This window comes from Arthrobacter bambusae (genome assembly GCF_022606295.1).
Lineage (GTDB): Bacteria > Actinomycetota > Actinomycetes > Actinomycetales > Micrococcaceae > Arthrobacter > Arthrobacter bambusae_A.
The window spans coordinates 1-18077 of record NZ_JAHHZS010000016.1; the positions used below are offsets into that span (position 1 = coordinate 1).

Annotated in this window: 19 protein-coding genes and 1 tRNA gene; 7 read left to right on the forward strand and 13 right to left on the reverse strand. The window is 64.1% G+C overall.

Annotated features, from left to right (window positions below):
• Together KNN17_RS12365 and KNN17_RS12370 are read right to left on the reverse strand one after the other, a co-directional pair.
• A partial coding sequence (locus KNN17_RS12365; RefSeq protein ID WP_241709370.1) for a hypothetical protein occupies nucleotides 1–1563 on the reverse strand: 1563 nt, incomplete at its 3' end.
• A gap of 131 nt (nucleotides 1564–1694) precedes the next feature.
• Nucleotides 1695–2003: a lactococcin 972 family bacteriocin gene (locus tag KNN17_RS12370; RefSeq protein ID WP_241709371.1), complete on the reverse strand. Its 309-nt coding sequence runs from the start codon at nucleotides 2001–2003 to the stop codon at nucleotides 1695–1697.
• Nucleotides 2004–2316: 313 nt separating this feature from the next.
• On the opposite strand from KNN17_RS12370, the gene KNN17_RS12375 reads away from it, so the two are divergent.
• Nucleotides 2317–2826, forward strand: coding sequence for a GNAT family N-acetyltransferase (locus KNN17_RS12375; protein WP_241709372.1), 510 nt, complete (start codon nucleotides 2317–2319; stop codon nucleotides 2824–2826).
• 111 nt (nucleotides 2827–2937) lie between these two features.
• Here KNN17_RS12375 and KNN17_RS12380 read toward each other — a convergent pair whose 3' ends face one another.
• Entirely contained in the window at nucleotides 2938–3396 is a 459-nt protein-coding gene (locus KNN17_RS12380; RefSeq protein WP_241709373.1) for a hypothetical protein, read from the reverse strand.
• Between the two features lie 284 nt (nucleotides 3397–3680).
• Here KNN17_RS12380 and KNN17_RS12385 point away from each other — a divergent pair, with 284 nt between their 5' ends.
• On the forward strand, nucleotides 3681–4187 hold the full coding sequence (locus KNN17_RS12385) for a GNAT family N-acetyltransferase (protein WP_241709374.1): 507 nt from the start codon (nucleotides 3681–3683) through the stop codon (nucleotides 4185–4187).
• A 9-nt stretch (nucleotides 4188–4196) separates the two neighbouring features.
• Here KNN17_RS12385 and KNN17_RS12390 read toward each other — a convergent pair whose 3' ends face one another.
• The 3 genes from KNN17_RS12390 to KNN17_RS12400 all read right to left on the reverse strand — a co-directional run bounded on the left by KNN17_RS12390 (nucleotide 4197) and on the right by KNN17_RS12400 (nucleotide 6650).
• Entirely contained in the window at nucleotides 4197–4631 is a 435-nt protein-coding gene (locus tag KNN17_RS12390; protein WP_241709375.1) for a GNAT family N-acetyltransferase, read from the reverse strand.
• A 25-nt stretch (nucleotides 4632–4656) separates the two neighbouring features.
• The gene (locus KNN17_RS12395) at nucleotides 4657–5607 is read right to left on the reverse strand and encodes a D-2-hydroxyacid dehydrogenase family protein (RefSeq protein WP_241709376.1); all 951 of its coding nucleotides are present in this window, start codon (nucleotides 5605–5607) and stop codon (nucleotides 4657–4659) included.
• 71 nt (nucleotides 5608–5678) lie between these two features.
• Nucleotides 5679–6650: an ABC transporter substrate-binding protein gene (locus tag KNN17_RS12400; RefSeq protein WP_241709377.1), complete on the reverse strand. Its 972-nt coding sequence runs from the start codon at nucleotides 6648–6650 to the stop codon at nucleotides 5679–5681.
• 423 nt (nucleotides 6651–7073) lie between these two features.
• Here KNN17_RS12400 and KNN17_RS12405 point away from each other — a divergent pair, with 423 nt between their 5' ends.
• Both KNN17_RS12405 and KNN17_RS12410 read left to right on the forward strand, forming a co-directional pair.
• A complete protein-coding gene (locus KNN17_RS12405) occupies nucleotides 7074–8063 on the forward strand; it encodes an LLM class flavin-dependent oxidoreductase (protein ID WP_241709378.1) in 990 nt (329 codons plus the stop codon).
• 124 nt (nucleotides 8064–8187) lie between these two features.
• A complete protein-coding gene (locus KNN17_RS12410) occupies nucleotides 8188–10827 on the forward strand; it encodes a trehalase-like domain-containing protein (protein WP_241709379.1) in 2640 nt (879 codons plus the stop codon).
• A gap of 94 nt (nucleotides 10828–10921) precedes the next feature.
• Here KNN17_RS12410 and KNN17_RS12415 read toward each other — a convergent pair whose 3' ends face one another.
• The 3 genes from KNN17_RS12415 to KNN17_RS12425 form a co-directional block, all read right to left on the reverse strand.
• Nucleotides 10922–11848 (reverse strand): AEC family transporter, encoded by a 927-nt coding sequence (locus KNN17_RS12415; RefSeq protein ID WP_241709380.1) that lies wholly within the window; start codon nucleotides 11846–11848, stop codon nucleotides 10922–10924.
• A gap of 140 nt (nucleotides 11849–11988) precedes the next feature.
• Nucleotides 11989–12417, reverse strand: coding sequence for an aspartate 1-decarboxylase (gene panD, locus KNN17_RS12420; RefSeq protein ID WP_171983469.1), 429 nt, complete (start codon nucleotides 12415–12417; stop codon nucleotides 11989–11991).
• Nucleotides 12418–12472: 55 nt separating this feature from the next.
• Nucleotides 12473–12799, reverse strand: coding sequence for a hypothetical protein (locus KNN17_RS12425; protein ID WP_241709381.1), 327 nt, complete (start codon nucleotides 12797–12799; stop codon nucleotides 12473–12475).
• A gap of 99 nt (nucleotides 12800–12898) precedes the next feature.
• Here KNN17_RS12425 and KNN17_RS12430 point away from each other — a divergent pair, with 99 nt between their 5' ends.
• Nucleotides 12899–13492, forward strand: a complete 594-nt coding sequence (locus KNN17_RS12430; RefSeq protein WP_241709382.1) for a TetR/AcrR family transcriptional regulator — start codon at nucleotides 12899–12901, stop codon at nucleotides 13490–13492.
• Here KNN17_RS12430 and KNN17_RS12435 read toward each other — a convergent pair.
• Nucleotides 13476–14330, reverse strand: a complete 855-nt coding sequence (locus KNN17_RS12435) for a LysR substrate-binding domain-containing protein (RefSeq protein WP_241709383.1) — start codon at nucleotides 14328–14330, stop codon at nucleotides 13476–13478. The genes KNN17_RS12430 and KNN17_RS12435 overlap by 17 nt on opposite strands.
• Nucleotides 14331–14480: 150 nt before the next feature.
• Between KNN17_RS12435 and KNN17_RS12440 the strand changes: the two genes are divergently transcribed.
• Nucleotides 14481–15878, forward strand: a complete 1398-nt coding sequence (locus tag KNN17_RS12440; protein ID WP_241709384.1) for an MFS transporter — start codon at nucleotides 14481–14483, stop codon at nucleotides 15876–15878.
• Between the two features lie 69 nt (nucleotides 15879–15947).
• On the opposite strand, the gene KNN17_RS12445 is transcribed toward KNN17_RS12440, so the two are convergent.
• From KNN17_RS12445 to KNN17_RS12450, 3 genes are all read right to left on the reverse strand, one after another.
• Complete coding sequence (locus KNN17_RS12445; RefSeq protein WP_241709385.1) at nucleotides 15948–17081, reverse strand: N(5)-(carboxyethyl)ornithine synthase; 1134 nt, start codon at nucleotides 17079–17081, stop codon at nucleotides 15948–15950.
• Nucleotides 17082–17098: 17 nt separating this feature from the next.
• Nucleotides 17099–17233 carry a hypothetical protein gene (locus KNN17_RS22435; RefSeq protein WP_264637052.1) on the reverse strand — a complete coding sequence of 45 codons (135 nt, stop codon included), beginning with the start codon at nucleotides 17231–17233 and terminating at the stop codon, nucleotides 17099–17101.
• An 86-nt stretch (nucleotides 17234–17319) separates the two neighbouring features.
• Nucleotides 17320–17393 (reverse strand) — tRNA-Gly (locus tag KNN17_RS12450).
• Nucleotides 17394–17630: 237 nt separating this feature from the next.
• Between KNN17_RS12450 and KNN17_RS12455 the strand changes: the two genes are divergently transcribed.
• The gene (locus tag KNN17_RS12455) at nucleotides 17631–18077 is read left to right on the forward strand and encodes an SRPBCC family protein (protein ID WP_078107360.1); all 447 of its coding nucleotides are present in this window, start codon (nucleotides 17631–17633) and stop codon (nucleotides 18075–18077) included.

Sequence of the window (18077 nt, forward strand, 5' to 3'; positions counted from 1 at the left end):
CGTCCAGATGATCCGCACGCGGTGATCTTGCGCAGCGATGCTCTTGTCGCGGTGGAAGATCGTCTTCTCGGCGGAGAATGCGCTATCGCGTTGGGCCCGGAAATATGCGGTGATCTCTCGTTCCTGGGAGCGGAATTGCTCGGGCACGAGCAATATCCACGACGATTCACTCTCATCGACCGTGACCGGCCGGCCGTTTGCGTCACGGATCGGGTATGTGTGGAGGTAGGCAGGATTTACTTGCATTGATCGGTACTGGCCGGCCTGTTGACTTTGCTGGAGCGCTGTCTTTGAGAATGCGCCGGCGTACACATAGAGGGCCCCGCGGGCGGTGAGTGCGTCGTAGAGGTCGGTGGCTTGAACGATGGATGAACCGGGCTGGCCGGTCTGCAGGTCCACTGCATCGTTGCCGTTGCTCACCGGAACGAAAACACCATACCCGGTTGTCGAGGTCCAATGTTGCAGCGATTCGCGTTCATTGTTGATCGCATCCACGTTGGACCAGGCGCCCGCAGCGACCACTACAAGGGCCGACGAAGTCACAACGGACAGCGCGATTCCTGCACCAAACAAAGCTCTGGTGTCACGTCGGTTCTTCAACGCGTCCGAGACTCGCATCCTTGCCACGTACGGTATGGTCAGCAAGCTGGCCGCAATGAGCAAGCCCACGGCAATTATCTGGTCGAAGACCACAACTGCAACGAATCCGCTGTCCGCGCCAGGCAGAAGGGCCGAGATGGAAACGAGAGCGACGCCGGAAGCAGTGCCGACGACGATCACTGGCCGCCCTGTGATCGTCCACCACACCCTAGTCGCACCGTAGCCAAGCAAGCGCATCGCGCCAGCTCTCTTTGCCTCATATAACTGTCGATATACAGCAAGCACCGCAGTGAGGAGAAGCCCGACGAAAACCGCGAGTTGCAAGTAGACCGGCGGGACGTTTGTCGGGACAATCAATTGCTGATTCGGTGCGCTCAAATCCGTGGCCTCGAAGGACCGTCCGGCAATGTGAGTAGTGAGCGCGGCAGCTACTGCGTCCACAAAGGCCGCGCACCCGGCGGGCCCACACTCGGCATAGTAGGTTCCCGGCGCAGGCATCGTGTCGAACGCTGTCCGTAGTGGACGGAATGAGAAACGCTCTCCGGCCCCCAGGACACGCAGAACACCAACCGTGTTCGGGCTGGTGTCCGGTGACGCGACCGAAGCGTCGCCTTCCTGTGACTCTTGGACGGTAAGGAATCTCCCCGATGAGAGGGCGGTCCCGTCGAAGACGCGAGTATCCGGCCGGGTCAAAAGCACGTACTGAGTCACGAACGCACGGTCGTTTTCATCCACCCCAACCACCGTCCTGAAAACGTTGCTGCGAGTGGCTGCGGCTGCGCTTCTCAACGTGGACAGCACTGCATCAGGATCCGCCGCATCGCCCGGGACTGAAAACGCCTGTCCGGCATCAGCTGCCGCGCGCGCCACGGCCGTGCGTTCTTCATTGATTCCGTTCACGACGCTCACACCGAACGTTGCCGCGCATACTACGATCACCAGTCCCAGCAGGACATGTTTCATCGGCCGACCACACCTTCAACTCTTCGACATTTCCGTTCGCCGCCCACAAACAAACAAGTCGGCGGGCCCAAAAGGGACCCGCCGACCGACACCCGCTGTGACGGCATCAGCGCATCGGGGACGGCTGCTACTCAGTAGGTCGCCCAATATTGAGCGGCATTCTCGCCAGCGCCGCACTGGGTATCAGCGTTGGCCCAGCTATTGGCATTGGCATAGACCTTGACATTGTTAGGGCCGCCAATAGCCGTAGCGGAATGGTACGCGCTTGGGTGAACGTAGTGAGACCAGACGTTCTTGAACCATGGTGGTTGGAACGCGGTCCCGTAATTCCAGGTGCCGCCACCGACGTTGGTGATCGTTCCTGCGAGTGCAGGAGCTGCTGCACCGATCGTCAACACACCGACCAGGGCACCCCCTGCCAGCAGACGGTTAACATTCATGACATTCCCCATTCTTCTACCGGCCAGAGTTGGCCCTTACGGAGTAATGATTCGCTTGAGCCTTACCGATCAGAGGCCTCTTTCGATACGGATTAGTGTGTAATGTAATGGCAGTTGGAGTCAATAGCTGAGCTCGTCAGCATCCACCTCGTCAGAGCCAACAGTCTCGGGGGGCAAGCGCGGCGAATTCGGCTGGGGACTTCCGGCGCTAAATGTCACCGCTGGTGCCCTTCAATCAGTCCTCCACCGCGAAGGCATCACGCCGGTCGATCGCCCACTGCGCCCCGCCGCGCGTCGACTGTAGCGTTGGACTATGTCTTTGCTCGTCCGGCCCTCGGTTGCCCTGCACGCGGCGTGGATGGAGGCGCACAAAGAATGGGGCGACGGTCTCCGTGAAGATGGTTTCGGTTTGGTGGAGGCCGACGACGTCCGATCGTTGGAAGGATTCCGAGTGTTCGTCGATCGGCTTTTGGCCAAGGAAGCGTCGAACTGCGACGACGGCTGCACCTTTCGGTGGATCGTCGAGGACGGCGAAGTCCTCGGGGGAATCGCTCTCCGCCACGAACCCACACAGGGTGCGGAAGCCCTCGGACATGTGGGCTATGGACTCCGGCCGTCTGCCAGAGGGCGTGGCCTCGCCGCTGCAGCGCTTCGGGAGATGCTGTACTTGGCGAAGGCCCGCAACATGGATCGAGTGGTGCTGGCCTGCTTCGTGGACAACGTTCCCTCGGTGAAGACTATTGAACTTTGCGGAGGCGTTCTGAACCGAATTGTCACGACAGACCGAGGAGAAGTCGGCCGCTACACGATCAGGCTCTCATAGCGTCGAGTGATCTCTGAGAATCGAACCGACTCGGTGAACCCGAGTTTCGCCGCGATGCGTCCTGATTGGTCGCTGGTATTTGCCCATTCGGCGGTGAGTCTGAACGGCAGCTCACGGGGAGGGGGAGTTGCTCGCTGTGGCGTGCGGGCCCTGCCGCTGAGGGGTGTCGACGAGCCGGCCATCGGGTCCGAGGGTCAATCGCCTGATGGTTATGGCCTGGCTGGTCCCGCAAGGGCCAACGACGGTTTGGTCGGCGAGTTCGACGCGCTCTTGGATCACCAGTGCGCCTGCGCTCTTGAGCGTAAGGCTGTAGGCGCCCTCATGGTCTTCGGGCGGAGCCTGGACAGTGGTGAGTTCCCGGCTAGGCGAGAGTAGTTCGCAATTCGCCGCAAGGCAGAGTTCGAGGGTCGTGCCCGGGTGGACACGCAGCCAGGGCCCTGCGTCAAGCTCGACTTCCGGCGCACCCGCGGCCGGCCCCGCACAGGCACGCGGGATAGCTGGCGTGCAGGCAGAGGCCGCCGCCAGCGCACAGGCTGCAGCCGCGATCCGAAGAACCCTCGCGATGCACATACCCGCATGCTACGCCGCACGATGCCGGACGCAGTGAGGCCGCGGCATCACACCGACGCTGAACTTGTCCTACTGGACGATCGCCGATCCCGCGACGGAGCTCCTGCCCGAGGCTGGCCAACCCGCGCGGTGGGTCGATGTTCGCTCGGACTGGCGAACGTTCCATAAGCCGGATGCGGCTGTGATAGCCCGGTTTGCCGAGCAACAAAGCACTTATTGACGGCTGCGATCTGGTCTAATGTTGACCGATGATTGAACCGCGCCAACTTAGTGGGAGCGTCAGCATGCGCGTGTTGCGCGTCAGTGATGCGGCAGCGCTCGCAGCCGCATATGTGCGCAACCGGGCTTACCTTTCGCCTTGGGAGCCAATGCGGCCCGAGGAATATTACACCGAAAAATGGCAGGCGGCCGACATTGCCAAGCGACTCGTCGCGCATGAAGCCGGGGAAGGGCATCCGCTCGGCCTGTTCGACGGCGATAGACTCGTCGGCCGGTTCAACGTGGCAGGAATCGTCCGCGGTCCTTTCCAGAGCGCGGGGCTGGGCTACTGGGTGGACGGCGACTATGCGGGCCGTGGCTTGGCGTCCGCAGCCGTCCAAGCAATAGTCGACATGGCCCGCGACGAACTCGGACTGCACCGCATCGAGGCAAGCACCCTGCTCCACAACGCTGCCTCGCAGCGGGTACTGCTCAAGGCCGGGTTCCAGCACATTGGCATGGCACCGCGATACCTGCTGATCGCCGGAAAATGGCAAGACCACAACCTCTACCAAGTGGTCCTTCACGACTGACAGGCTCAGTCAGCCCGCGACCATGAAAACGTCCACCGGATCCTCGGTTTCCAGGACAAAGCCGTGGCGTTCGTAGAGGCGTCGGGCCGGACTGCCCTGGAGCACGTTGAGCCGGAACGGCCGGTGGTCCTTGGGCTCGCCCGTGATCCGACGCAGCACTCCGGCTCCAAGTCCTTGCCCCTGGAACTCCGGAGCGAGGTAGAAGTGTTCGATCCACAGAGCATCGGGTTCCGGGCGCACTGCGATGACACCGGCAACCTGCTCTTCGACGGCAACGAGCAAGGTGTGTTCCGGCTGGAACGCGTTCAAGAAGCGCTCCCGGACCCGCACGGGATCCCAACGGCCAAGCCGCTCCAGATCGGGTCGCATGACGACGGCGCGCAGTTCCGCGATCCAGCCGGCGTCGGAGGGCAAAGCGGGACGGAGCGAGAAGTCAGCAGGCACGGGACTATTCAACCCCATTGAGGAGTCAAGAAATGAGCACCCGCACCGGATTCCCCCGCACCCACGCGCGGACGTCCTCGAAGGCCTCGCCGTAGAAGCGCGCGTAGCTTTGCGACGTGACGTAACCCAGGTGCGGCGTCAGCACGGTGCGGGGCGCCGTGAGGAGGGGGTGGCCCGCCGGGAGGGGCTCGACGTCGAACACGTCCAGGGCCGCGCCGCCGAGCCAGCCCTCGTTGAGCCCGCGGAGGAGGGCAGCCTCGTCCACGATCGGCCCGCGGGCCGTGTTCACCAGGACGCCTTCCGGGCCGAGGAGCCGCAGTTCGTCCTCCCCGACGAGCCCCCGGGACCGCTCCGACAACCGTACGTGGACGCTCACGACGTCGGCCTCCCGGAAGAGTGCCTCCTTGCCCACCTTCCGGGCACCTGCCGCAGCGGCAGTCTCTTCCGTGAGGTTCGGACTCCAGGCGATGACCTCCATGCCAAAGGCTTTGGCGTAACCGGCGATCTTGCTTCCGATCTTTCCGAGTCCCAGCACACCTAGTGTCTTCCCGGACAGTTCGAAACCCACGGTGTCCTGCCAGTTTCCGGCGCGCAGCCGGCGGTCCTCGAACGGCACCTTGCGTGCGAAAGCCAGGAGCAGGGCCCACGTCAGCTCGGGCGCCGCGGCGGGTGAGCCGCCCGTCCCACAGACAGTGATGCCCTGCACCTCGGCCGCGCGCAGATCGATGGCTGCGTTGGCCATCCCCGTGGTGACCAGGAGCTTCAGCTTCGGCAGCTGCCGGAGGAGCCCGGCATCGAAAGTGGTCCGTTCCCGCATGGCCAGGATGATGTCGAAGTCCCGGAGGGCGTCCTCGGCATCCGCCAACGGCTCCGTCAAGACGGTCACGTCGACCCCGTCGTCGGCGAGCTCGGCCCACGGCGCATAGTCGTAGGCGACCCCTTGGTAGTCGTCGAGGATGGCAAGGCGCTGGCCCATGGAAATCCCTTTCGCTTGTCCGGAACGCAGCGGTTCCCGATACGTGGAAAGGTACACCCCCGAAGCGAACCCTAGCTCTTCGGCAGGCCCGGCGGGTTCAGTTCAGACTTCTGGATGCCTTCCGCGGTGAGTCCCCAGCGGTCCAGGATCTTGCCGTAGGTTCCGTCCTTGATGAGGGCGTTCAGGCCGGCCTGGGCTGCTGCCGCGAAACCGTTGCCCTTCTTCGTGGTCACCGCGATGCTCGCCTTGAGCGGCCACCCGCCGTCCACCAGGCCCACGTTCTTGGTCTTGCCATCGGTCTGCGACTTGTAGGACGCGGTCGCGTTCGGTCCGAACGTGAGGTCCGCACGGCCCGACTGAAGCGCGAGCGTGGAGGCCGAGTCGTCGTCGTAATACTGGAACTCAACCGGCTTCAATCCGTTCTTCTTGTTCTCGGCGTCCCAGCGCAGCAGGATAGCTTCCTGGTTGGTGCCTGAGCCCACAATGATCCGCTTGCCCGCCACGTCCGGAGCCGAGTCCACCTTGGTGATGGGGCTGTCGCTCTTCGCGTAGAAGCCCAGTTTGTCCTCGCGGTAGCTGGCGAAATCGAACTTGGTCTTGCGCTCTTCCGTCACGGTGACATTCGATATGACCGCCTCGTACTTGCCCGATTCCACGCCCAACGGCCAATCCGCCCACGCCGTCGGGACGACGTCCGCCTTGAGTCCCAGCGATTCGGCCAGCGCAACGGCGATGTCCACCTCGTTGCCCACCGGCGTCTTGTTGTCCGTGGCATAGACGGCCAACGGCGCAGCGAAGGGACTCACCGCGACGGTCAGCTTCCCGTCTGCCTTGACGGACTCCGGCACCAGGGCGGCGGCTTCCGGGGAAACCTGCACAGGGAAGCGGTTCTGCTCGGGAGCCAGGTTGAAGGTTTTGCCGGCGGAGGCCGACGACGGCGCTGGCGCGGCCGAGGCGCCCGGGTCCGAGCACGCGGCCAGGCCGAGAGTCGTGGTTACGGCGAGTGCCAACGCGGTGCCTGTTTTGAGGCGTGAGAAAGCCATGGAGTCCCCTTCGAAAGTGATGGATGGTGTGCGTTGCTGCAACTATCCGGCAGGGACAAGACCCGGTCAAAGCGCTCTGAAACGCTGGGAGACAGGGGTTCACCGGGCTTCATTGGAGGTCCCGAAGGGTCACAAAACAGCCGCGGGGTAGGCTTCCCACACAACTGCCGGACACGTGAGGTGATTTTTCGTGGGCTACGGGCAAACCCCGGTCAATCAGGCGCTGGAGGTGCAGTCCGTGGCCGGGGAGGACGTGGCTTTCGGACATGCGGCCGTCACCTTCGCCGGGATCTCGGCATCTTCACGAGTTGAGACGGACCCCACGCAAGCGGGAGAAATAACCCGGGCGCCGCCGTCGTTGTCGAAAGAGTGGCCGGGAAACCGGCCCCTCGAACGAAACCACCTTCGAAAGGCCGGCATCACGTGACTGTTCCCCTCTCCATCCTCGACCTGGCAATCATCGGCAAAGGCCAGACGGCGGCGGAGAGTTTCGCCGGGAGCGTCGCGATGGCGCAACTGGCCGAACGTCTCGGCTACCGCCGGATCTGGTACGCCGAGCACCACAACATGGGCTCGATCGCGTCCTCGGCCACGAGCGTGCTGATTGCCCACATTGCGGCAAACACAAGCAGCATCCGGCTCGGCGCCGGCGGCGTCATGCTGCCCAACCATTCGCCGCTCACCATCGCGGAGCAGTTCGGCACCCTTGAGACGCTGCACCCGGGCCGGATCGACCTCGGCCTCGGAAGGGCGCCCGGCAGTGACCAGAACACGATGCGTGCACTCCGTCGCGATCCGATGGCCGCGGACACCTTCCCGCAGGACGTCCTGGAACTGCAGGGGTACCTCACGGGACCGACGCGGATCCAAGGGGTCGAAGCGACGCCGGGCAAGGGCACCAACGTGCCCCTCTACATCCTCGGGTCCTCGCTCTTCGGGGCGCATTTGGCGGCTCAGCTCGGCCTGCCCTACGCCTTCGCCTCGCACTTCGCGCCCAACGCGCTGCAGGACGCCGTCGCCGTCTACCGCCGCGAGTTCAAGCCATCCGAGCAGCTCCAGGAGCCTTACGTGATCGCGGGCGTCAACGTCGTGGCCGCAGATTCGGCGGCCGAAGCCCAACGGCTCTTCCTTGAGGTCAAGCGGGACCGCGTCTCGCGCTTCCTGGGTGGCGGACGCGAATTCACCGACGCCGAAGCGGACCTTATTCTCGACTCGCCACAAGGCCAGCACATCGCGCAGATGGTGAAGTACTCGGCGGTGGGAACGCCGGAAATGGTGCGCGATTACCTCGACGAGTTCACCCGCCACGCCGATGCCGACGAACTGATCGTTGCCCACCAGAGCACGGGCACGGAGCAGCGCCTGCGTTCCGTGGAGCTGGTGGCAGAAGCCGTCGGGCTGACGCGGGTGTAGCAAGCGAACTGCACCGCCCAAACGTAACCAAACAAACTCGTTACACCCCGGCAATACGCGGGTCACGGAGGCGAAACCAGCCGGGCGGAAACTGGACGAATCCACCCCGGAAGGATCGTCCCCCATGGCTACTCCGCTCAATTTGTCCGTGGCCGATTCGGCGTTGCTGACAAAGTCGCTTCCTCTGGGCCTCCTGCGGACGGCAGTCCAATCCGAGGCCGCCCACGATGGAATCACTCCGGAGCTGCTGGCGGAACTGAGGATGCTGGCCCGCACCCCGGGGCTCCTGGTGGCCTGCAACTACGGTGGAACCCTCTGTGCCGCGGAAGGCGTATCCACCGAGACGCTCCCGTTGGGGAGTGCCGCCGTCGCGCTCCGGGCATTGGCGGCGCTGCCGAACACGCACACGGCCGTCATCTCCGGCAGGTCGCTGCGGGACCTTGCCGCAGTGTCGCGCCTGCCGGCGGAAGTCCACCTGGTGGGTTCGCACGGCGCCGAGTTCGACATGACCTACGCGTACAGCGTCACGATGGCCACGGAAGCCGTCCTTCAACAGGCAGCCACCGCCCTCAACGAATCGATCGGCTTCGAAAAGGGCATCAGCATCGAGCGCAAGCCCGTGGCCGTAGCCATCCACACCAGGCCGGCCACTCCCGCCGTCGTGGCCCGGGTGACGCGTGAGGCGCACCAGATCGCCCGCGAATTGGGCTTGTTCTTCATTGTGGACGGCTCCGTTCTGGACTTGTCCATCGTGGAGCCCTCCAAAGACGCCGCGCTGGAGCATCTGCGTGCACAGTTGGGGGCCAGCGCGGCCCTGTTTGCCGGCGATGCGGAGAGCGACGAGCTCGCGATCGCCACCTTGCGGGGCCCGGATCTTGGCCTGCACGTTGGCGATGCAGAAACCAAGGCGCGCTACCGCTTACCGGACCCGGAGGCCTTCGCCAAAGTGCTCGCCATCCTGTTCGAACTGCGCCGAGCGTGGTTGTTCGGCGAGGACGCGGTGGGGCTGGAGCGGCATTCGATGATCGGCAACGGGACCTCCACAGCGCTGCTCACCCCGGAGGCCAAGATCTGCTGGATGAGCCATCCCCTCCCGGATTCCGGATCCTTGTTCGCGCACATCCTTGGTGGAGACCCGGCCGGCCACTTCAGCGTGGAGCCGGTCAAGACGTCGAAGGTGCTGGGACAGCGCTATGTGGACAACACCATGATCGTGGAGACGCGCTGGGCCGACGTTACGGTCACGGACTACCTTGAGCCCGCCCCGGACGGCATCACCAGCCTGGTCCGGGTCCTGTCCGGAACCGGCAGCGCGCGGATTGTTTTCGCACCGCGGCCGGACTACGCCAACGCCCCGTTCAATATGGAAATCCGTGGCGAAGAGCTGCACGTTGTGGGCACTTCGGATCCCATCGTCCTCTTCGCTCCCGGCGTGTCCTTCACGGTCACGAGCGACGGCAAACACGGCACCGCCACCGCCGAAGTCAGCCTCGCGTACGGTCCCGTCGTCATGAACCTGAGGTGCGGAGACACTGAGCCGACGACGCCGGACCCCACCGGAGAGCTCGCCCGGCGGGCCGCCGTCGCGCACCAGTCCCGGCAGTGGGTCCGCGGGCTGGAACTGCCCGACATGAAACCGTCGCTGGTGCGGCGTTCGGCATTGGTCCTGAAAGCACTGGTGCACGAGCCGACCGGGGCGGTCCTCGCCGCTCCAACCACGTCGCTGCCGGAGGGGATCGGCGGCACCCGCAACTGGGACTACCGCTACTGCTGGCTCCGCGACGGCTCCATGACGGTCAATGCGCTCGTGGACCTGGGTTCCACCGAGGAAGCAGACGGGTTCCTCCGTTGGCTGGGCCGCATCCTGGAGAACGCTCCCGGTCCGGAATGGCTGCATCCCTTGTACTCGGTGACCGGCTCCCCGCTGTCTACGGAGGCCATTATCGAGAGCTTGCCCGGTTACGCCGGTTCGCGGCCGGTGCGGATCGGGAATGCCGCCGACCACCAAGTGCAGCTGGATGTCTTCGGGCCGATTGCCGGGCTCATCCAGGCCCTCGGCAAGCGCCGCGGCACGTTGCCGGACGAGCACTGGAAACTCATGGAGCAGATGGCCTCGGCCGTCCTGGCCCGCTGGCACGAAGCGGACCATGGCATCTGGGAAGCCCGGCGGGCGCCACGGTACCACATCTACACCAAGGTGATGTGCTGGGTGACCCTGGACCGGGCCATGCAGACGGCGGTGCGGTTCCGGCGCCCCATCGGGGCCGAGTGGGAGGAAACGGCCAACATCATCCGCGCGGAAGTCCTCCGCGAGGGCTGGGATGATTCCGCGAACTCCTACACCGTGGCCTACGACAGCCCGGACCTCGACGCGGCCGTGTTGCATATCGGACTCTCGGGCCTGCTGGACGTCCGCGACCAGCGCTTCCTGGACACCGTCACCGCCGTCGAGCGCGAACTGCGGGTGGGTCCCACCGTGTTCCGGTACAGGTACGACGACGGCCTGCCGGGTCTGGAGGGCGGGTTCCACATCTGCACCACCTGGCTCATTGAGGCGTACCTGGCCGTTGGTCGGCTGGACGACGCGCTCGAGCTGTTCAACCAGCTCGTGGCGCTCTTCGGTCCGACCGGGCTGCTTCCCGAGGAGTTCGACCCGGGCACCGAGACCCACTTGGGAAACCACCCGCAAGCATATTCGCACTTGGGCTTCATCCGCTGCGCGCAACTCCTGGACAGGTACCTCGACTCGGTGGACGAAGAGTAGGCGCGAGGACACCAACCAGCCGCGCCGACCCAACTGACTCGCACTTAGTGTCGTTTTCAGCGCTCAAAACGACACTTACTGCGAGTTAGTTGGGCTAGGTGAGCAGGAGGGCCACGGCGATCATTGCCGGGACGGCCACCACGGTGGTGATCAGGACAGTATCCTTCGCCACGGTGATTCCCGTGTTGTAGCGGCTCGCGGCCACGAACACGTTCTGGGCAGTGGGCAGGGCGGCCGTGACCACCACCGCGAACAAGGCGTGCGCCTCAAGGCCGAGCGCGAAGCGGGCAAACAGGTAGGCCATCGTGGGGTGGACAAAGAGCTTGAAGCCGCTGGCCAGGAGCGCATCCGTCCGGCGCCCCGTGTCTTTTTGCAGCGGCCGGGAGCCGTTCAGGCTCATCCCGAATGCCATGAGCATCGCGGGAATGGCGGCTCCACCGATCAAATGGATCGGGTCCATGATGAGCGAGGGCACTTGCCAGCCCGTTCCGGCCACCACCAAACCGAGGGCCGATCCCACGATCATCGGGTTCCGCACGATCATCAAGACGAACCGCAGGGGAGTGGTGCGGTGGGCGCTGGTGCTGGCATCGAGAGCCATCAGGTACATGGGCGTGAAGAACGCGAGCTGGAAGATCAGCAGCGGTGCCACGTAGCTCGCGTCGCCCAGGACAAACACGGCGATGGGGATGCCGAGGTTCGCGGAGTTGGCCAAGGAAGCGCTCATGGAGGACATCAGCGATTCGGGGAGGGAGCGTTTGAGCCAGAACTTCACGATGACGAAGAACAAGCTGCCGGTAACGACGGCGCCCACCGCCGTGACCAGAAGCGGAGCGGCAAAGATGTCGCGAAGATGGGCCTTGCCGAGGGTTTCAAAGAGCAGCGCGGGACTTGCGACGAAGAAAGTCAGGGCGCTCAGGACCGAACGCGCGTTGTCTCCCAGGATTCCGCGCTTGCCGACGAACATGCCCACCAGAATGATGGCCCACACCACGAAGAACCCGGAAACGACGCCCAGCACTACGGCATCCGGAGGGGGACGGGTGCGGGGCGGCGGGGGTTCACAGTCCCAGCCTAAATCAGCTTTATTCGGCTGTAAGGCCCGACGGCGGCATGTCCCGCCATGTGGACCGCGAAGAAGGGGTCCCCGGGGCAGGGGAGTTAGTTCAGGTTCGCGTTGTTGAGGGCGTGCGGGGGGCGCATGACGCCCGGAGTGATGCCTTCGGCTGGATCACTGCCGAGCTGGACGATCTTGTTGGCCCTGTCCACATGGACAACCTTGGGTTGGTAGCCCTTGGCCTCTTCGGTGGTCATCTCCGCATAGGTGATGAGGATGACGACGTCGCCCACGTGCACCAGGTGCGCTGCGGCACCGTTGATGCCAATGACGCCGGAGCCGCGTTCGCCGGCAATCGTGTAAGTCTCGAGGCGTGCGCCATTGGTCACGTCGACAATGGAGACGAGCTCGCCGGGGAGAATATCCGCAGCATCCAGCAGATCCAGGTCAACCGTCACTGAACCTACATAGTGCAGGTCGGCATGGGTCACCGTGGCGCGGTGGATCTTGGACTTAAACATTGTGCGGTTCATAACGTGACAAGTTTAGCGCGTGGCCGCCCGATTGCCGGGTGATACCTGCCACAGGCTAGGCCTTGGCGGCGGCCTTTCTTGCCTGCCGCCGCTTCAGCGAGCCGTAACCGGCGAGCAGCTTCGGGACAACCAGGTAGACGGCGGTAGGAACGACGACGAGCGTCAGCACGAGGGCGCGCAGCGCGGGGTGCCATGACTCCGTGATCGGAGCGAGGATCGTCATGCCGATCGCGACGAGGGGGAAAATGGCCAGCCACGTGATCACTGCACGCGTGTGCACGGAAGGCAGGTGCACAGGGTGCGCGGAGTGCGGAGCGGGCTCGGCAACCGCCGCAACCGCGGCGCTGTCCGCGGGGGCGGCAACGGGGATCTGGGTGCTCATGGGATTCTCCAACTAATTGGTTGCTTTCGGCGTGAGTTCAGACTAGACCTCACCGCCAAAAACTGCAACTACTTGGTTGGAATCTGTTAAGGTGGACACATGGCATGGGATACCGAGCGGACCAAACGACTCCTCCTTGAGGCAGCGACCGCCGAGTTTTGCCAATTCGGACTAGCCGGCGCCAGGGTGGACCGCATCGCGGCTGCGGCCGGAGTCAACAAGGAACGCATCTACCAGTACTTCGGCAAGAAAGATCTTCTCTTCGACGCGGTGATCGCATCCCAGCTCAGCAAAGTAGTGGACGAAGTCCGCATCGAGGGCGATGGTCCCGAAGCCTTGGCCGATTACGCCGGACGCCTGTTCGACCATCACCACCAAGATGCCACCCTTCCGAGGCTGCTGTTTTGGGAGGGGTTGGAACGGGGGGAATATGTGGTCAACCGTCCGGACCGGGCCGCGAACTGCAGGAACAAGGTTGATGGTGTCATCCGGGCCATCCCGGGGACGTCCAGGGAAGATGCGGCCGATCTGATGCTCACCATCATTGCGTTGTGTGACGCCTGGCCGGTACTGCCGGAACTGGATGGCCTCATGGCCGGTAGCAAGGGGTCAAGCAGGGCGGAGCGGCGCCGCAAGACGATCGTCCAAACCGTCCTCCTCGCCGCACGGGAGCTAGCTACGCCTGCTTGTTGAGCGTTCTGCCGATGATCGCCTGCGTCAGTGCGTCCACTACCTCGGCGTTCGCCAAAGGGTTGCGGATCAAGGTGAAGTCCACGTCACCCACCGGCGGGAGGTCGAAGCGCTTGGTGATCACCGTGAGGTCCTCGGGAACCAGCGACGACGGCATCACCGCGACGCCGATGCCAGCGCGCACCGCTGCCAGGACGCCGGCGATCTGCCGGGTGGAGCAGGTGACCCGCCACGTGCGGCCCATGGCCTCCAGCGCGTCGATAGCCATTTTCCGGCTGACGCTCGGGGCCGGATAGCAAATCAGCGGCACGGGGCTGGCCGGGTCCAGCGCCGTCTGTTCGACGCCCACCCAGGCGAACTTGTCGTGGCGGACCACGGTGCCGTCCTTCGCCTCGCCCACCCACTTCACGAACACGAGATCCAACTGGCCCGCATTGACGCGTTTGTAGAGCTGGTCGCTCTGGCTGACGGTGAGTTCCAGGTTGATCTGGGGATACAGCTGCCGGAACTCGCGGAGGATCCGGGGCAAGCCCGTGATGGCGAGATCGTCGGCGGTGCCGAACCGCAGCCGGCCACGCATCGCGGAGCCGGAAAAGTACCTGGCTGCGGAATCGTGCGCGGAGAGGATGTTGCGGGCAAAGCCTGCCATCGCATCGCCATTGTCCGTGAGCCGGACATCCCGGGTGTCGCGCGCTACGAGCGCTCGTTTGGCCGCCGTCTCCAGCTTTCTTACGTGCTGGCTGACCGTGGGCTGGGCGAGGCCGAGGCGCTCGGCTGCCTTCGTGAAACTCAAAGTCTCGGCCACGGCCAGGAAGGACCGCAGCTGCACGGGTTCGAACACGGAGCTCCTTGAATAGGTATGTCCACCACTACTCACGCGGGTGTATTGCATTTCGCAATGCTAGTTATACAGCCAATTCACTTCCATAATCACCGCGGCCAACCCTAGCGTTAAAGGCATCCCAGCGAAACGCCTATCCAAGGACTACTTGTGGCACCCCCACCGCCCGCAGCGGCAAACGTCAGCCAGCCCACCATCGATTCGCTCGCCGCAAGCAGCCGAATTCCGCACGCTGCCGACCCGGACACGGTTACCCAGCCGATCGCCGTCGTCAGTGAACGGCTCCCCTGGCGGCACACCTTCATTTCCCTCAAAGTACCCAACTTCCGGATCTTCGCCATGGGCCATTTCGTGGCCGTCATCGCGCTCTGGATGCAGAGGATTGCGCAGGACTGGTTGGTACTCCAGCTCTCCGGATCCGTCACCGCAGTCGGAATAACCGTGGCATTGCAGTTCACGCCGTCGCTGTTCCTGGGCCCATGGGGCGGAATGATGGCGGACCGCTTCGCCAAGCGGCGCATCCTCATCTTGTGCCAAAGCGTCGCGGCCTCCTTGGCGGCCATCCTTGCCGTCTTGGCCCTGAGCCAGCACATCGAGGTGTGGCACGTTTATGTGATCGCCTTTGTCCTGGGCCTGGTGACGGTCCTCGACCAGCCCGCCCGGCAGGTCTTCGTCAACGAGCTTGTGGGACCGAAATACCTCCGCAACGCAATCAGCGTCAACTCCACCACGTTCCAACTGGGCGGACTGATTGGTCCCGCCCTGGCCGGCGTGCTGCTGACCGCAGTGGGCGCGGGGTGGGCTTTCGCCGCGAACGCGGTTGCCTGCTGCTCCACCGTGACCATGCTCCTGATGCTGCGCAAGAACGAACTTTATGTCAGCACGCCTGTGCCAAAACGCAAGGGAATGCTGCAGGAGGGCCTGCGATACGCCCTCAGCAAGCCCACCATCTACTGGCCGTGGCTCATGGCCGGCTTTGTAGCGGTCTTCGCGATGAGCCTGCCTGTGCTTCTCGCCGCCTTTGCGGACAACGTCTACCATGCGGGCGCGGGCGGCTACGGCTTGCTCAACGCCATGGTTGCCCTTGGCGCGCTCGCCGGGGCAATCACCTCCGCCCGCCGCCGGCAATTGCGCCTGCGCTCAGTGGTGCTGTGCGCCGGGATGTATGGCTTGATGCTGTGCCTGGCGGCGTTGGCCCCATCCATGGTGTGGCTGGCCGCTGCGATGGTTCTTTCCGGATTCTGGTGCCTCATGTTCCTGACGGCCGCCAACCAGTTGGTCCAGGTCAGCGCCAATATGAGCATCCGCGGCCGCGTCATGAGCCTCTACATCATGGTGCTCATCGGTGGCCAAGCCATCGGCGGACCCATGATGGGCTGGCTTGCCGAGCACCTGAATCCGCACGCAGCGCTGTTGGTGTCAGGCGGGGTGCCGGCGCTCGCAGCGGCGACAGTCGCCGTCGTGCTCGCCCGGAAGTCCGAGTTGCGGGTCAAAGTGGATGTCCGGGACCGACGGCGGATGGTGCGGATCGTCCCGCAGTCGGCGTAACGCCGAACCCGGCCGGGCCGGGCGCCTGCCAGGCGCCCGGATCAGCCGCATTCCGAGGCTACAAGTCCACTACGCCACAAGGTGCGGATAGTCCGCTGCGCGCCCCTGGAACTGCAGCACGTCCGGGTTGCGGATGATGCCGTCCCGGATTTCGATGGCCCGGGAGATCGTCTCATTGGCGGCCCAGGCCTCGGGGCCCGAAATGACCGTTTCGAGGAACGGCAGGAGCGCTTCGCTGATCTCCCAGCTGGACGAATTCCACAAGTAGGACGGGCTGTGGTCAACCGCGTAGTAGTTGATGTGGTCCCCCACCGTGAACATGGGCTCGGCGAACGTCGTGGTCCGCGCCCAACTGAAACCCATGCCTTCGTCGCAGGAGACGTCGACAATCAAGCTGCCCGGCTGGAACGCGTCCAGGTCCTCGGTCCGCAGGTACGTCAGCGGCGAGTTCGGGTCCTGCAGCGTGCAGTTGACCACGATGTCGCTCGCGGCGAGGAACGGTGCCAGTGGCAGGCGGCCACGGTCGGTGATGACCTCGCTCAGGAAAGGGGCGTTCTGGTCGTGATCGAACTGCACTATGCGCACCGAGTGGATGGGGGAACCGACCGCAGCAACGCCGCGGTTGGTCAGCACCTGGACGTCGTGGATGCCGTGGGCGTTCAGGGCGGTGACCGCGCCACGCGCCGTGGCGCCGAAACCAATCACGACGGCGCTCAGCCGCCTCCCGTAGTCACCCGTCGAACCCGTCAGGGCAAGTGCATGGATGACGGAACAGTAGCCCGCAAGTTCGTTGTTCTTATGGAAAACGTGGAGTCCGAAGCCGCCGTCGCTCGCCCAGTGGTTCATCGCCTCGAAGGCGATCAGGGTCAGCTTTTTGTCGATCGCGAGCTGGGTGATGGCCCGGTCCTGCACGCAGTGCGGCCAACCCCAGAGGACCTGGCCGTCCCGGAGGTCGGCGAGGTCTTCCGGTTGCGGTTTGGGCAGGAGAATAACATCCGAATTCGAAATCAGTTCTTCACGGCTTGCCATGCCACCGACCAGCGGCTCAAGTTGGCTGTCCGAAAAGCCGAAGCGCTCGCCGTACCCGCGCTCGAGCCGGATGTGTTGCCGGAGCTCCGGGGCAATGCGCTCCAGATGCAGGGGATGGACAGGCAGCCGGCGCTCGTCCGGCTTCCGCGATGACGAGAGGATGCCGAGGGTCATGGCGCCTGTATGGCCGCTCACTTTTTGTTGCCGGTTGCCGGCTTGGCCACGGTGGTGGCGGAGGACTCAGAAGCCCTCTTGTCCGCGCGCTTTTCTTTGATGGATTTGCCGGATTTTTTCGATGCAGCTTGGCGAGGTGATTTGTCAGCCATGATCGCTCCCTTAGAGCAGAGCCGAAATGGCTCCTAGCTCCTGACGATACACCCAGGGAGTTGGGCACCTTGTATCCGGGCAGAGATGGAGCGGGCGACGGGAATCGAACCCGCGTATCGAGCTTGGGAAGCTAGCGCTCTACCATTGAGCTACGCCCGCAATGCTCCGCGCATCAGCCGGAGCAGATCCCAGCTTAGCGCAGATGCCATGGTGATCCAGACACAGACTCACCGGTATCACGGTCCCATCAAATTCCCTGCGGAGCTCGTAAAGATTCGATTACGGCTCGACGCGGGTGTGTTGCGGTGCGCCGCGCCTGACTATTCTGTAGCAGTTAGCTGCTGTGTCATGGGGAACCCGGCTATGTCTATGAGCCGTACGCCGAAAGAGGATTCCGTGGCATTTGCAGAGCATGAAGTACTCATTGGTCGCGACGCCATGACCGTTTACCAATTTCTGGTGGACGGCCTGAACAACCCCCTGTGGCGCAGCGGAATCCGCAGCATTTCCCTTCGCTCGGGGCACGCTGGCGAAAAAGGCGCCGTCTACCAGCAGACCCTGTCGGGTCCGGGAGGGCGGCCGATCGCGGCTGACTTCCAGATCACCGAGGCCAGGCCAGGCGCTGAAGTGCGGTTCGCCGTCGTCGCCGGCCCCGCGCGGCCCACCGGCGGCTATTACCTCAGCACCGAGGGCCCCAATACCCGCCTGCGGTTCGCCCTGGAGTACCACCCCAAGGGCCTGCAGAAACTGATGAACACCATGATCCAGAAGACCATGGAAGGTGAAGTGGTCCAGCTGGAGCAGCTCAAATCGGTCATCGAGGAGCAAACCCCGGAGGCATGA